Annotated in this window: 13 protein-coding genes and 2 pseudogenes; 11 read left to right on the top strand and 4 right to left on the bottom strand. The window is 64.2% G+C overall.

Features of this window, described 5'->3' with window-relative positions; translation table 11 throughout:
• The first annotated feature begins 9 nt into the window (after nucleotides 1-9).
• On the top strand, nucleotides 10-1,485 hold the full coding sequence (locus AC1D3B_RS21540) for an NAD-dependent succinate-semialdehyde dehydrogenase (protein ID WP_478192708.1): 1,476 nt from the start codon (nucleotides 10-12) through the stop codon (nucleotides 1,483-1,485).
• Nucleotides 1,486-1,531: 46 nt separating this feature from the next.
• Nucleotides 1,532-2,428, top strand: coding sequence for a LysR family transcriptional regulator (locus AC1D3B_RS21535; RefSeq protein ID WP_478192707.1), 897 nt, complete (start codon nucleotides 1,532-1,534; stop codon nucleotides 2,426-2,428).
• A 101-nt stretch (nucleotides 2,429-2,529) separates the two neighbouring features.
• Here the strand turns inward: AC1D3B_RS21535 and AC1D3B_RS21530 are convergent, their stop codons facing one another.
• From AC1D3B_RS21530 to AC1D3B_RS21520, 3 genes and pseudogenes are all read right to left on the bottom strand, one after another.
• Entirely contained in the window at nucleotides 2,530-2,904 is a 375-nt protein-coding gene (locus AC1D3B_RS21530; RefSeq protein WP_478192792.1) for an NAD-binding protein, read from the bottom strand.
• 21 nt (nucleotides 2,905-2,925) lie between these two features.
• A pseudogene (locus AC1D3B_RS21525) lies at nucleotides 2,926-4,055 on the bottom strand (CaiB/BaiF CoA transferase family protein); the annotation flags it as partial.
• 20 nt (nucleotides 4,056-4,075) lie between these two features.
• Nucleotides 4,076-4,918: pseudogene (locus AC1D3B_RS21520) on the bottom strand (hydroxymethylglutaryl-CoA lyase).
• Between the two features lie 190 nt (nucleotides 4,919-5,108).
• Here AC1D3B_RS21520 and AC1D3B_RS21515 point away from each other — a divergent pair.
• From AC1D3B_RS21515 to AC1D3B_RS21475, 9 genes are read left to right on the top strand one after another with little or no spacing between them, the layout of a single operon-like run.
• Nucleotides 5,109-6,086 carry a Bug family tripartite tricarboxylate transporter substrate binding protein gene (locus AC1D3B_RS21515; protein ID WP_478192706.1) on the top strand — a complete coding sequence of 326 codons (978 nt, stop codon included), beginning with the start codon at nucleotides 5,109-5,111 and terminating at the stop codon, nucleotides 6,084-6,086.
• 9 nt (nucleotides 6,087-6,095) lie between these two features.
• Complete coding sequence (locus AC1D3B_RS21510; protein WP_478192705.1) at nucleotides 6,096-6,596, top strand: MaoC family dehydratase; 501 nt, start codon at nucleotides 6,096-6,098, stop codon at nucleotides 6,594-6,596.
• 12 nt (nucleotides 6,597-6,608) lie between these two features.
• A complete protein-coding gene (locus tag AC1D3B_RS21505) occupies nucleotides 6,609-7,769 on the top strand; it encodes an acyl-CoA dehydrogenase family protein (protein ID WP_478192791.1) in 1,161 nt (386 codons plus the stop codon).
• On the top strand, nucleotides 7,766-8,254 hold the full coding sequence (locus AC1D3B_RS21500) for a MaoC family dehydratase (RefSeq protein WP_478192704.1): 489 nt from the start codon (nucleotides 7,766-7,768) through the stop codon (nucleotides 8,252-8,254). Before AC1D3B_RS21505 ends, AC1D3B_RS21500 begins: the two co-directional genes overlap by 4 nt.
• Nucleotides 8,251-9,468 (top strand): CaiB/BaiF CoA transferase family protein, encoded by a 1,218-nt coding sequence (locus AC1D3B_RS21495; protein ID WP_478192703.1) that lies wholly within the window; start codon nucleotides 8,251-8,253, stop codon nucleotides 9,466-9,468. The genes AC1D3B_RS21500 and AC1D3B_RS21495 overlap by 4 nt, the downstream gene beginning before the upstream one ends.
• Nucleotides 9,465-10,373 carry an HpcH/HpaI aldolase/citrate lyase family protein gene (locus tag AC1D3B_RS21490; RefSeq protein ID WP_478192702.1) on the top strand — a complete coding sequence of 303 codons (909 nt, stop codon included), beginning with the start codon at nucleotides 9,465-9,467 and terminating at the stop codon, nucleotides 10,371-10,373. Before AC1D3B_RS21495 ends, AC1D3B_RS21490 begins: the two co-directional genes overlap by 4 nt.
• 21 nt (nucleotides 10,374-10,394) lie before the next feature.
• Nucleotides 10,395-11,387: a D-2-hydroxyacid dehydrogenase family protein gene (locus AC1D3B_RS21485; RefSeq protein WP_478192701.1), complete on the top strand. Its 993-nt coding sequence runs from the start codon at nucleotides 10,395-10,397 to the stop codon at nucleotides 11,385-11,387.
• 12 nt (nucleotides 11,388-11,399) lie between these two features.
• Nucleotides 11,400-12,770, top strand: coding sequence for an MmgE/PrpD family protein (locus AC1D3B_RS21480; RefSeq protein ID WP_478192700.1), 1,371 nt, complete (start codon nucleotides 11,400-11,402; stop codon nucleotides 12,768-12,770).
• Between the two features lie 15 nt (nucleotides 12,771-12,785).
• Nucleotides 12,786-13,211 carry a PaaI family thioesterase gene (locus AC1D3B_RS21475; protein WP_478192699.1) on the top strand — a complete coding sequence of 142 codons (426 nt, stop codon included), beginning with the start codon at nucleotides 12,786-12,788 and terminating at the stop codon, nucleotides 13,209-13,211.
• On the opposite strand, the gene AC1D3B_RS21470 is transcribed toward AC1D3B_RS21475, so the two are convergent.
• Nucleotides 13,186-14,172: a Bug family tripartite tricarboxylate transporter substrate binding protein gene (locus tag AC1D3B_RS21470; RefSeq protein ID WP_478192698.1), complete on the bottom strand. Its 987-nt coding sequence runs from the start codon at nucleotides 14,170-14,172 to the stop codon at nucleotides 13,186-13,188. The two genes, AC1D3B_RS21475 and AC1D3B_RS21470, sit on opposite strands and share 26 nt — an antisense overlap.
• Between the last annotated feature and the right edge of the window lie 129 nt (nucleotides 14,173-14,301).

Raw genomic sequence — 14,301 nt, 5'->3', positions numbered from 1 at the left:
CGGAGCCCTATGAAGAACCTGCTGAAAGACACCGACCTGTTCCGCTCCGCCGCTTTCGTCGGTGGCGAGTGGATTGAAGCGACGCCCCATGGCAAGTACACCCTGCGCAATCCCGCGACAGACGAGCCGCTCGTCGAGTTGCCTCGATTCAAGCAGGACGAGACGGCGAATGCAATCGAAGTGGCGCACCACGCCTTTCTCGGCTGGCGTCGGACGACGGCGAAGCATCGGTCCGAAGTGCTGCGTCGCTGGTATGACTTGATGATCCTTCACGGCGACGACCTCGCTACCTTGATCACACTGGAAGAGGGCAAGCCGCTGGCCGAAGCGAAGACCGAGGTTCTATACGCGGCGTCGTTTTTGCAGTGGTTTTCCGAGGAGGCCAAGCGGGTGCGCGGTGATGTGATCCCTGCTCCCAAGGACAGCCAACGCATCATTGCGCTGAAGGAGCCGATTGGCGTCTGTGCAGCCATTACGCCCTGGAACTTTCCCGCGGCGATGATTACCCGCAAGGCGGGTCCCGCGCTGGCCGCAGGTTGCAGCATGGTCGTCAAACCCGCGAGCCAAACGCCTCTCACAGCCTTGGCGTTGGCGGAATTGGCCCGGCGTGCCGGTGTCCCCGCCGGCGTATTCAATGTGCTCACAGGTAACGACACACGCGACATCGGAAATCAGCTCACGTCGCATCCACTCGTGCGCAAGATTACGTTCACTGGCTCGACCGAGGTTGGGCGAGTCTTGCTCGCGCAAGCGGCTGGCACAATCAAGAAGTGCTCGATGGAGTTGGGCGGGAACGCGCCGTTCATCATCTTTGATGATGCTGACCTCGACGCTGCAGCAGACGGCGTTGTTGCGGCCAAGTTCCGCAACACCGGACAGGCCTGCATTAGTGCCAACAGGGTGCTCGTCCAGGCGGGCGCGTATGAGGCGTTTGCCGCCAAACTGGTCGAACGTGTCGGGAAGTTGCGCGTGGGCAATGGGCTCGAGTCCGATGTGCAACTTGGTCCGTTGATTGACGATGCGGCAGTGCAGAAAGTGGAGGAACACATCGCGGACGCCGTTGCGCAAGGTGCGACAGTGCTGCATGGTGGTAAGCGCCATTCCTTGGGCGGCCGGTTCTTCGAGCCGACAGTCGTTGGCGGTGCCACTTCTAAGATGGCGCTGGCTAGCGAAGAAACCTTCGGACCTCTTGCCCCACTGTTTCGCTTCGAGAGTGACGAGGAAGCGTTCGAGATCGCCAACGCGACCGAGTTCGGGCTCGCCGCCTATCTCTACAGTCGTGACGCAGCCCGTATTTGGCGCGCTTCGGCCGCGATCGAGTCCGGGATGATCGGTATCAACTGCGGATTGATCTCGAACGAAGTGGCGCCGTTCGGCGGAGTCAAGCAGAGCGGTTTGGGGCGCGAGGGTTCCCACCACGGCATCGAGGAATTTCTCGAGGTCAAGTATCTGTGCTGGGATGGCCTCGCGCCGATGTTCAGCTGAACCCGGACTGAAACCAGCCCGCGGGGAGCGACAATGCCCCCGACCTATGGACGGCCTCGATCTCATCAAGACCTTTCGCGAGGTAGCCCTTCGGCGCAGCTTCTCCCGCGCGGCGACGTCGCTCGGCATTTCGAAGGCAACCGTCAGTCGCTACGTGGTCGAGCTCGAGGAGCGCACTGGGGTGCGCTTGCTCAATCGGTCGACACGTTCGCTGAGCCTGACGGATGCCGGCGAAGTGCTGTTGGAGCGCAGTGCGCAGCTGGTTGAGATTGCGGAGAGCACCCTCAGCGACCTGCAGGCCCATGGTGCGAGTCCGCGCGGGCGCCTGCGCATGAGCGCGCCGCACGGCATGATCGCCGGATGGCTGTCCGACGTGATTGCTGGGTTCATGCAGCGGTACCCCGATGCCTACGTGAGCCTACAGTTCACCAACGAAAATATCGACTTGGTCGAGCAAGGCATCGACATACACCTCACCGGCGGACGCATAATTGACGTAAACCTCATCGTGCGGCGGCTGGTGCAGTTCAACATGGTGGTCTGCGCTTCACCTAGCTATTGGGCCAAACGCGGCATTCCTTTGAAGCCCGATGGTTTGGCGCGACACGATGTGCTGACCTTCTCCGCCACACCCTCGGCTGAATTGCCCTTCGAGACTGAGGGCCGGCAGTACGGGGTCGCAGTACACAGCCGCATGGAAAGCAATGACCCGCTGGCGCTCATCGAACTGGCATTGCGAGGAGCGGGCGTGGCCTACGTTCCAGAGCCGCTCGCACAATCGCACCTGGAGCGCGGAGCGTTGGTACCAGTTCTGCGCGAGCACATGCGTCACGATAACTGGCTCTACGCTGCATATTCGCAGCGTCGTCACAATAGCGCGGTGATGCGCGCCATGCTCGACTTCTTGACGGAATCGATGGGTTCTTCCGGTGGCAATCCTTAGTTGTTCAGCTAGGGCCCAATGGCGCACTTATTCAGGGCGCCGAGACAGATGCATACCGAGCCGGCGGGGCCTGTGATCCGCGAGTTTGTGCGCGCGGCGGTCTATGGCGATTTGGCGATGAGTTCATAGTGCGTCGTCACGGCGGCATCGTCCTGTGCCCCCAGTCCGCGTGCTGAGGTTCCGAGGAAGGCGAGATAGGCGGCATGCGCGAGTGCCGCCGGAAATCGCGCCTCACGGGTTGCATCGAGCACCAGCGACATGTCCTTCACGAAGATGTCAACCGCCGACGTGACGTTGTCGAACTGACCCGCGATCATCCGCGGCCCCCGGTCGGCCAGCATCCAGGAGCCTGCCGCCCCGCTGCAGAGTATCTCCAGCGTCAGGTCGAGCGGCAGGCCCTGGCGCCTTGCGAGCGCCAGCGCTTCGCCCGCAGCAGCCAGATGGACACCGCACAACAGTTGGTTGAGGACCTTCATCTGCGCATCGGAGCCGGCTGGGCCGGCGAGAATCTCTTCGGTGTGTTGACCGACGCTCGGGTAGGGCATGCCGCACTCCGGGACGGCGGCCGCCCATCATCAGCGGTAGCAGCACGACGTCGGTGGTCTCGCCGTCCTCGCATTCCATCGGCACCAGGCCGCCGCTGGCCTTCAGATGGGGGTCGTCGACCAGCCGGTCGGGTCGCACGATCGGCGCGCAGGGGATGCCGGCGGCCTCGAGCTTCGGCGAAAGCTCTCCCACGCGGTGGTGCTGGAGGATGTCACCGAGCTTCGCCAGCAGGGCAGGACGTACCGCCACTCGCAGCGCGTTGTTGGCCAGCGCTGGATCGGCCGCCAGGTCCGGCGCCTCGATCACGCGGCACAGCGTCAGAAACTGCTTGTCGCTGACCGCGCCGATGAAGAGCTGCTCCCCCTCGGCCAACGTGAAGACGTCGTACACGCTCCAGGCCGACACGCGCGAGGGCATCGGCGGCGGCGGCTCGCCGGTCATCGCGAACTGCTGCATGTGCTGCGACGACAGGAACACGCAGTTCTCGAACAGCGCGCTCTGCACTTCCTGGCCCTTGCCGGTCATGGCGCGCTCGCGAAGCGCGGCCAGCACGCCGATGGCACCGAACATGCCGCCCATGATGTCGTTGACCGAGGTGCCGGCGCGCAGCGGACGTCCGACCGGGCCGGTCATGTACGAGAGGTCACCCATCATCTGCACCACTTCGTCGAGTGCTCGCCGGTTCTCGTACGGGCCGGGCAGGAAGCCTTGTGCGTGACGTAGGTCAGGCGCGGGTATTTCGTTGAGAGGGTTTCGTAGTCCCGGCCGAAGCTGGCCATCAGACCGGGGCGGAAGTTCTCCAGCACTACGTCGCACTGGCCTGCGAGTTCAGCGGCGGTAGCGCGACCCTCGTCGGTGCCGATGTCATCACCACGCTCTTCTTGTTGCGGTTGAAGGAGCGGAAGAAGCCGATGCCCAGACCGGGGAGCTTGCGGGTCTTGTCGCCGCCCGGAGGCTCGACTTTGATGACTTCGGCGCCGAGGTCGGCCAGGATCATCCCGCAGGTCGGGCCCATCACCATGTGGGTGAACTCGAGCACGCGGACGCCGGCCAGCGGCAGGGGAGAGGAGGCGGTGGTCATGTGGGGAGGTCTCTGATTGATCAGGCTGAAACGGCTTGGGCGGTGAGGCCAAAGGCCTTGGGAAGGCCGGCCTGCCAGAGCGAGCCGTGCAGCGTCTCTCCGGCGAGCCATTCGGCGACGCGGGCGCGCAACGCGAGCAGTCGATCAATGTCGATGCCCGTCTTGATGCCCATGCTGCCGAGCATGTAGGCCAGGTCCTCGGTCGAGACGTTGCCACTCGCGCCCGGCGCGTGCGGGCAGCCGCCGATGCCCGCCAGGCAGGCATCGAAGCGAGCCACGCCGACTTCGAGCGCTGCATAGACGTTCGCGAGACCCAGGCCGCTCGTGTCGTGGAAATGCCCGCACCAGAAGCGGTCACCGGCGATCTTCACGGCGTCCTCGAACAGGTCGCGGACCATGCCCGGGTCGGCGTAGCCGACGGTGAGCAAGGCCTGCATCAGACGCAGTACCTCGCTCTTGTCGACCAGTCCTTGCAAAGTGCAGCCGAAGGCGGTGCCGACCCCGCCCTCGATCAGGATTCGCGATCCCGAGGCGTCGCGCGCCGCGCGCCGCGCGGATCTTGGCGACTTCGGCCACCACGTCGTCCGGTGTCTTGCGCAGATTGGCCAGGCTGTGCGCATGGCTGGCGGACAGCGGAACGATCATCAGGTCGGCCTTGGCGTCGATGGCGCTCTCGGCGCCGCGCAGATTCGGCACCAGCACGGAGGTGAAAAGGCCGGCAGCGTCTTGGCGAAGGCGACCAGTTCGGCCGTGTCCGCCAGCTGCGGCAGCAGGCGCGCCGGCGCGAAGGAGCCGACCTCGATCTCGCGCTGGCCGGCTTCATAGGCGGCGCGGATCCATTCGATCTTGTGCGCGGTCGGGATCGCCGGTCGACAGAGAAGGTGCCCTGGTTTTCGAGGTGTGCAAGCCCGCGCCGAAGATTCTTCCGATTGCCGCAAGTATCAATTGCCACGAGGTCATTGGTCCCTCGAACTGCGGCCTCTAACCTACACGGCATGAACTCTCAAGCGCTCTGTGGCGTGAAGTTCGAACAATCAGACCCTGGAGACAAACATGCTTGCACTCCGCCGTTATCTAGCATTGGGCTCTGCGCTCTGCGCCTTCGCCTTGACAGGTTTTCACGGTTCCGCATCCGCGCAATGGAAGCCTGATCGAATGGTCACCATAGTGGTTCCTTTCAACGCGGGAGGTGGTGCGGATGCCGGCGTCCGGCCCGTGGCCACCGAGTTGGCCCGAATCTGGGGGCAACCGGTAATCGTAGAGAACCGCCCCGGCGCCGACACCGCGATCGGCACGAGAAGGGTCCTCGACGCAAAGCCGGACGGCTACACGCTACTACTGCAGGTTCCGGGGGTCACGCTGTTCAAGTACGTCCCGTCCGCGTCGGGCTTTGATCCCTTGCCAGGCCTGGTTCCGGTCACCGCGATCTCGGTCCAGCCGCCGGGCCTCATTGTCAATGCCGCCATTCCAGGAAAGACCATGCCTGAGGTGGTCCGCTACTGCAAAACGGCCAAGCAACCCTGTTCGCTTGGCACGCTGGAGAACGTCAGCCGCCTGCAGGCGAAGGCGATAGCTGCCGACGCCGGCCTCAACAACCTGATCGTAGTTCGCTACCGGGGAAGCGGCCAGATGATCACTGACCTCGTGGCCAACAACGTAAACATGGCCATCATGGGTCTCGCCACGGTCATGCCTTACCTCCACGCCGGCACACTGAAGGTCGTCGCCGTCGACAGCAAGTCCCGCGTGTCACTCGTGCCGGACGTGCCCACGGGTGCCGAGCTCGGACTTCCAATCTTCAGCTCCGACGTCTGGTACGGCCTCTTCGCTCCCAAAGGCACGCCCCCAGACGTCCTCCAAGGGCTGGCCGCAGGAGTGCGGGAGGCGCTTTCGGTCGAGTCTGTGAGGAAAGGGCTGTCTGCGATGGGCGCCGAACCGGTGGGCAGTCTCCCGACGGATTTTGCGACGACCGTCCATACATCTGAGAGGACTCTCTCCGAGTTGGCCCGCCGATTCCCTTTGGAAGACTGAGGACACACCATGTCGGACACGAGCGAACCTAACAGCTTCCTTCAGCGAGCGAAGCCCCGGCCCAAAGGCATTTCCTATGAGGCCTTTGAGATCGGAAGCGTAATTGAGCACCACTGGGGTCGAACGATCGGCGAAGCCGAAAACAGCTGGTTCTCGACGATGACGATGAATGCCAACCCGACGTACTTCAACGCCGAGTACGCCAGGGGCCTGGGCCATCCCCGCGTGCCACTTCACCCCTATCTGATTTACCTCACCGTCTTCGGGATGAGCGTGGAGGATTTGACCGAAGGCGGCACCCGGGGCGCGCTGGTGGGTATGGAGCAGCTGAGATTCCACGCTCCCGGCTACCCAGGGGACACCTTCGTAGCCCGGAGCACAGTGCTCGAGAAGCGCGTGTCGGGCAAGCGCCCGGACATGGGCCTGGTCACCTGGCGCACGGAAGGCTTGAACCAGGACGGAGCGCTAGTCGTGGATTACGTGCGAACCAACATGATGAACAGGAGCTGACCCTTGAACTACATGACCGACGAACGACGCCAGATGCAGGAAGGCGCCAGGCGCTTCACCATGAACGAAGTCCTGCCGGTGGCCAACAAGCTGGACCAGATCCGGGGGGAGATTCCCATGGAACTGCGCGAGAAGCTGGCTGACATGGGCTACTTCGGCATCAACATCCCGGAGGAATACGGTGGTCTCGGCCTGGGGGCCTTCGAATACTGCCTGGTCACCGAAGAACTCGCGCGTGGTTGGATGAGCGTGGCCAGCATCATCCGGAACTCCACTGCGGGCACTTTGTTCCCCGTGGACATGCTGACGCCGCACCAGCGCGACAAGTATGTGCGCCGAATGGCCGCGGGGCAGTGCCTGCTGGCGTTCGCGATGTCGGAGCCAGGTACAGGATCGGACGTGTCGGGCATCTCGTGTCGCGCCGTGCGCGATGGCGACTCCTGGCTGCTGTCGGGCAACAAGTACTGGTGCACATTCGCCGATGGCGCGGACGGCATCGTCGTGATCGCGCGGACCGAAAAGAACGTCGATCCCAAGCGGCGCTTCAAGGGGCTCAGCGCCTTCATCGTCGACAAGAAGCGCGGTGAGTTTCCCGAGGGCATGCGGGGCCAGGCGATCCCTAAGATCGGCTACCACGGCTGGAAGACGTTCGAGCTATCGCTGGACAACGTGCGGGTCCCGGCCGAGAACATGGTCGGAGAGGAAGGCGAGGCCTTCTACATGATCGGCAAGGGCATGGAAAAGGCGCGCGCCCAGACCGCGGCGCGCGCCATCGGCCTGGCTCGCGGCGCACTGGAGGATTCGATCACCTTCGCGGGGGAACGCCGGCAGTTCGACCGGGCGATCGCCGAGTTCCAGGCGATCCGCTTCAAGATTGGCCACATGGCCGCGGAGATCGAAGCGTGCCGCCAGTTGATGTACCACGTGGCCACACAGATCGACGAGGGCAAGCGTTGCGACAAGGAGGCCGCGATGGCCAAGTACCTCGCTACCGAGATGGCGGAGCGCGTGACGAGTGACGGCATCCAGATCCATGGCGGCGGCGGCTACACGACGATGTTCGCGGTCGAACGCTACTGGCGCGATGCGCGGGTCACCAAGATCTTCGAAGGCACGTCCGAGATCCAACTGCGCATCATCTCGGATCACCTGCTCGGCAAGGCACGGCAATGAAGCTGGCCTCGCTCACAGGACCGCGAAGCTATTTCGAGGACTTCACGCCGGGAGACGTCATTCGCCACGCGCGTGGCAAGACCGTGGAGGCGCTCGAGAACGTTATGTTCAGCCACCTCGTAATGAACACGTCGCAAGGCCATTTCAACGAGCACTTCTCTTCGCGCATGCCGCCGCCGTTCGGCCAACGCCTGGTCTTCGGCGGCATCACTTTCGCCATCACGGTAGGCCTGGCCTCGCAGGACACGTCCGAAAACGCGTTGGCGGAGCCGAGCGTGGAGCGGATCGCGCTTCCCGCGCCGGTCAAGCACGGGGACACGCTCTACGCCTACACCGAGGTACTCGAAGCGAAGGATGATCCGGCCCGCCCTGACGGTGGCGTGGTTCGCTTCCGGCACTGGGGCGTCAACGAGCGCGAACAGGTCGTCTGCGAAGTAGAACGCACGGTAGTAGTGAAGCGGCGAAGCCATTGGGGTGACCGATGACTGCGGCACCGCGGCGGGGCTCGCTCCAGGGCCTGCGCGTCCTTGACCTCACGCAGATGCTTGCAGGGCCGTACTGCACACAGATGCTGGCGGACCACGGCGCCGATGTCGTCAAGATCGAGCCGACTGGCGGCGACCCTTCGCGCCATGTCGGTCCGTTCCACGCCGACGACGAGCTTCGCGCCTTCGGGGGCTACTTCGCGAGCGTGAACCGGAACAAGCGCAGCATCGTCCTCGACCTCAAGGAGGCGACCGGTCGCGAAACCTTCCTGGAACTCGTGCGAACCGCCGATGCGGTGATTGAGAACTACCGCGTCGGTGTCATGGAACGACTGGGCTTGTCCTACGAGACGTTGCGCGAGATCAACCCGCGGCTCGTCTATGCGGCGATTCGCGGCTTCGGCGACTCGCGGACCGGGGAGAGTCCCTATGCCGCGTGGCCGGCCTATGACATCGTGGCGCAGGCGATGGGTGGCATCATCAGCATCACGGGCGAGGATGCGTCCTCCCCGGTCAAGGTCGGCCCTGGCGTAGGTGATCTCGTGCCGGGGCTGATGATGGCCTTCGGCATGGTCGCCGCGGTGCGGCACGCCGAACGCACCGGCGAGGGACAGTTCCTCGACATCGGCATGGTGGACGGCGTGCTGTCGCTGTGCGAGCGGATCGTGCATCAGTACTCGTTCACCGGACGCGTTCCGAAACCGGAAGGAAACCGTCATCCGATCCTGTCGCCGTTCGGTCTTGTCCCAGCGAAGGATGGCCGCGTCGCGATTGGCATCGCGGATTCAGCGATCTGGTGGCGCCAGCTCTGTGAGCTGATGGCACGACCGGACCTGATCGAGGATGTACGAACCGCGACCCAGGACGCGAGGATCGCGCACCAGGACCTGGTCTACGACACCATCGGCGACTTCACGTCGAAGTTCACCAAAGCCGAGCTGGCCGGAAAGTTCGGCGGCGTCTTTCCGTTCGCGCCTGTCTACGACGCCGCCGACATCGCCCGCGATCCACACTTCGCCAGCCGCGGCATGGTCGTCGAGGTCGACCATCCGGGGCTGAAGACTCCCGTCCGGGTGGCCGGCGTGCCGGTGCACATGACAGCGACCCCGGGTTCCGTCCGGCATCGAGCGCCGCTGCTGGGCGAGCACACCACCGAGATCGTTGCCGAACTCCACCGTGGCGTCGCCACGACGACCCCTCCGAAAGCACAATGATGAGCACCAAAACGAAACCCCGTCGCGTCCAACTGGCCGTGCCTGCTTCGAGCGAGAAGCTGATCGCCAAGTCCGCAGGCACCGCGGCAGATCACGTATTCCTCGACCTCGAAGACGCCGTCGCCCCTAACGCCAAGGACGCTGCACGCGAATTGGTGATTGCCGGACTGAATACTCATGACTGGGGCCGCAAGGTTCGTTGTGTCCGGATCAACGAGCTCGCGAGCGAGCATTGTTATAGGGACATCGTCGACATTGTGAGGAATGCCGGCCGAAACTTGGATACGGTAATGGTTCCGAAGGTGCGCTCGGCAGCGGACATCCATTTTGTTGACACGCTGCTCGGACAGGTCGAGAAGGCGGCGCGACTGGAGCGGAAGATCGGTATCGAGGTCCTCATCGAGGAGGTCGAGGCGGTCATGAATGTCATGTCCATCTCGCGCGCTAGCGATCGGATCGAGTCCCTCATCTTCGGCATCGGCGATTTCTCCGCCTCGATGGGCATCGATATCGACCGTGCCCACCGCGGGGAATTCCCTGGAGATGTCTGGCATGTCCCGCGCTTCCAGATGGTCATGGCCGCGCGCGCGGCAGGCGTGGACGCCATCGACGGCCCGACGCTCGACGTGAAGGACACCTCGGCATACGCGGCCGATGCTCGCCGCGGCGCCATCATGGGCTTCAGCGGGAAGTGGGCCATCCATCCCCTGCAGATCGCACCGGCGTTGGAGGTCTTCACGCCCGACGCCGCTGCAGTGGCGCGGTCGCGCCGGCTGCTGGCTGCGTACGCGCAGGCGGAGGCGGAAGGCACTGGCAGCATCACATTCGAAGGCGAGATGGTGGACGCTGCGGTGGCTCGCAACCATCGCCTGCTGGCCGAGCGCGCAACAGCCATGGGGGCCTGAATGGCGCAGGAAGCTTGTGACATGACGAAGCTCGCCATCCTTGACGACGTGCTGCGCATTTCCCCAAGGCTTGCAGACTGGAGCAAGGTCAAGCGCACGTTCTCCATCGATATCTTCGATCGCAACCTTGTAGTACCGCAGGAAGCTGCGCACAGCCTTCAGCCTTACGATGCCATCTGCCTATTGCGCGAGCGCATGGCGGTACCGCGGTCCCTGCTAGAGGCGCTGCCGAACTTGAAATTCATCGCCGTTACCGGCCCATACCACCGCACCATGGATCTGGCGGCCGCGACCGAGCTTGGCATCGTTGTTTCGTGCACCGTGATGCGCGGACCGGTGACGGCCACGTCAGAGCTTGCCTGGGCCCACATCCTTGCGCTTTCCAAGAAGCTGGCCGTGGAAGACAGGCGCATGCGCAGCGGCGGCTGGCAGAGCACGGTCGGCACGATCCTGGAAGGCAAGACCCTCGGCCTAGTGGGTTTCGGTCGCGTCGGTCGTCAGATGACCGCAGTGGCGCGCGCCTTCGGCATGCAGGTGTTGGCCTGGAGCCCAAATCTGACACGCGAAGATGCGGAGAGCGGCGGTGCGACCTGCGTGTCAAAGGAAGAACTGTTTCGCCGTAGCGATTTTCTCAGCATCCACGTGGTCCTAAGCGAGCGCAGCCGGGGGCTCGTCGGTGCACCCGAGCTCGCACTCATGAAGCCGTCCGCCTGCCTGGTCAACACGGCGCGGGGGCCGATCATCGACGAAGCGGCCTTGGTGAAGGCCTTGCAGGAAGGCCGCATCGCCGGCGCCGGCCTGGATGTGTTCGAACTAGAGCCCCTCGATCCGAAGCACCCCCTGCGCGGTCTCGACAACGTCGTGCTGACGCCGCACCTCGGGTTCTCGACCGAGGAGGTATATCGCGTCTTCTATGAGGATACCGTCGAGAACCTCGAAGCCTACATTGCCGGCGCGCCGATCCGACTGTTGAACCCAGAGGTGCTCGACTCCCACCAATTGCGCCGTCTTTGAAGGGCACGAACAATGTCTGATATTGACCGCCAAGCCGTGCCAGTGCCGGCTGCGGACCCGCATGTGGAGATGGCGCGCATCGCCGCGGCTGCCAGCGGGCTGACGTACGAGCTGCTGCCCGGAGATGTCGTGCGGCTGGCGAAGCTCTGCCTGTTGGACTGGTTCGGCGTCGCCATCGCGGCGAGCCGGGATCCGATTATCGATGCACTGGTTGCGATGTCCGCACGCGGGTCGCCCGCCACCACAGTGCTAGCGCGGCGTGAGGAATGCAGCGTGCCGGACGCCTTGTTGATCAACGGCACCGCCGGCCACCTGCTCGACTACGACGATGTCCACACCTGCATTCCCGGCCACGTGACCGTTGCGATCGCGCCGTCCGTGGTCTCGGTCGGCGAAATATTGGGCGCCAGCGGTACGCAGATGCTCGCCGCTTTTGTCGCGGGTTTCGAGGCGATGTGCGGTATCGCCCAGCTGCTCGGCGACGGCCATGCGAGGGCCGGCTTCCACCCGACCGCAACCCTGGGTGCCTTCGGCGCCGCCGTCTCAGTCTGCCATCTGCACCGGGCGACTGTAGAGCAGTTTCAATACGCGATCGCGAACGTCTCGACCCAGGCGGCGGGCCTGCGCTCGGCCTTCGGGTCGCCGTGCAAGTCGATCCAAGTCGGCCGCGCGTCCGTCAACGGCCATCTCTCGGCTCAGCTCGCGTTGCGCGGCATCTCGGCCGGCGCGAATGCCTTTGGCGGACGCGATGGCTTCATCGCGACCCATGCCGGCACGCCCTTGGTGCAGTTGACTGCGCCGCGCAGCTATTTCATCCGGGACGTGATCTTCAAGTTCGACGCTTCCTGTTTCGTGACGCATGCGCCCATCGCGTGCATCCGGAGCCTGCGCACGACTCATGACCTGCGGCTGGATACCGTGCGGCGGATCGTCGTCCACCTGAATCCAGCGGCCCGGGACATCTGCGCGATTCCACATCCGAGCACATCGCTGGAGGCGAAGTTCAGCATCGCGCATGCGGTCGCCATGACCCTGAGTGGGTTGAGCACGCAGGATATCGGTACGTTCGAGGACCAGGCGTCGCTGGCGGCGCTGCGCCCCTGGCGCGAGAAGGTGGTGCTGGCCTACGATGACGCGATGCCCACGCCCAGCTGCACGGTCCTGATCGAGTCCGAGAACGGCGCGGTGGCGAGTGCTTCGCACAACAGCGAGAAGACCGACATCGACCTCGAGGGTCGCGCGCAATTGCTCGCGGGCAAGTTCCAGTCGCTGGTGGCGCCCGTGCTTGGCTTGGAGCGTGCGCAGGCGTTGCAGGCCTGCCTGCTTGATCTCGAAACGGCCGGAAGCTCCCACGGGTTGATGTCGGCATGCCGCGCCCTCTGATACTGCTGGCCTTGCATGAATCTCGATTTCTTTGCCCGGCCATTGCTGGATGCGATCGGCTTTTCCGAAGTGCTCGAAGCCGACGGGGAAGGGGGTCTCGTGCGCGTGCGCTATATCACGCGCCCAGAGCTGACGCACAGCGGTGGACGCGTACTGCAAGGCGGCATCGTGACCGCCTGGCTGGACAGCGCGATGGCGATAGCGGTCGCCGCGCGAGAAGACGCCACCATCGTTTCGTCGCTGGAACTCAAGGTCTCGTTCCTCGCCCCCGTGGGCCCCGGAGCCTTCGACGTGGAGGCGAAGATCCTGCGCTGGGGACGCAGCATCGTGTTCCTGGAAGCGGATGTCTGGTCCGGTGAACGGAGGCTGCTCGCCCGTGCCTCGTCCACCGGCAAGCTCCTTCGCGCCGACACGACTACTCCGGAATATCGACCGGTTTGAGGCCGATCGCCTTAGTGATCTCGCCGGCCTGCACGAATTCCTGCTCGCGCGCGCGGTTGATCTCGTCGATAGTCGAGGGCTGCACGACGAACATGAGCCCGGCCATGCTCGCCTGCACGTCCGCCTCGTTGAGGGCGGCACCGAACGCCGCATTGAGCTGTTGGAGGACTGGCGCTGGCGTGCCATTGGGTGCATACAGGCCGAAGTAAGCCTTGATGCCGGCGTCGGCATGGGCTTCGGCCAGGGTCGGGACATCGGGCAGCTGCGCGTGCCGTTTCTCATCGACCACAGCCAGGATGCGTATCTTCCCGCTCTTCACATACGGCAGGGCTTGTGCCAGCGAGAGGTACGACACCTGCGCTTCGTTGGTGATCAATGCCGGAATGATCGGGCCGGCGCCACGATACGGCACGTGCGTCATCTCTGCCTTGAATTGCCTGCGGAAGTACTCGACGTAGAGGTGGCCGACGGTGCCCGCGCCGAAGGTCGCAAAATTAAGCTTGCCCGGGTTCGCCTGGGCGTAGCCGATGAGCTCCTGTACGGTCTTGAACGGCATCTGCGTGCTGACGAAGATGCCGTTTGGGGAGTGGGCGATCCGGGTGACGCCGGTGAGGTCGGTCTGCGGGTTGTAGGGAATCCTGTTGAAGATGTACGGGCCGAACGCGAGCACGTCCGCGTTGGTCACGCAGACCGTGTAGCCATCCGGCGGCGCCTTCGCACAGGCCGACATGCCGATGAAGGTGTTGCCGCCCGGCCGATTCTCGACCACCACCGGCTGCCCCAGGATTGCCGCCGCCGCCGTGGCTATCGGGCGAATGACGGTATCGGTGCCACCGCCGGCCGCGTAGGGCACGATCACCTTGACGGGGCGGTTGGGAAATGGCTGGCTGTACGACCCTACGCTCGCTGCAGCCAGTGAAAGCGCTCCGAGCAGTCGAGCGAAGTTTGCGGGCCTGTGCATGGTGTCTCCTTATGTCTTTCGATTGGTTCAAACTTCAGCGTGCAGACCAGTGGTGATCTGCATGCCGATCCGGTTGGCTGGCCGCGCTGCAGCTGTGTCCCCTGCGAGCGCACACGTGCTGCAGGCCGC

It is taken from the genome of Variovorax sp. P5_A3, from assembly GCF_056400665.1.
Note: the sequence above shows the minus strand (reverse complement) of the source record. Positions and strands in the feature narration are given on the sequence as shown.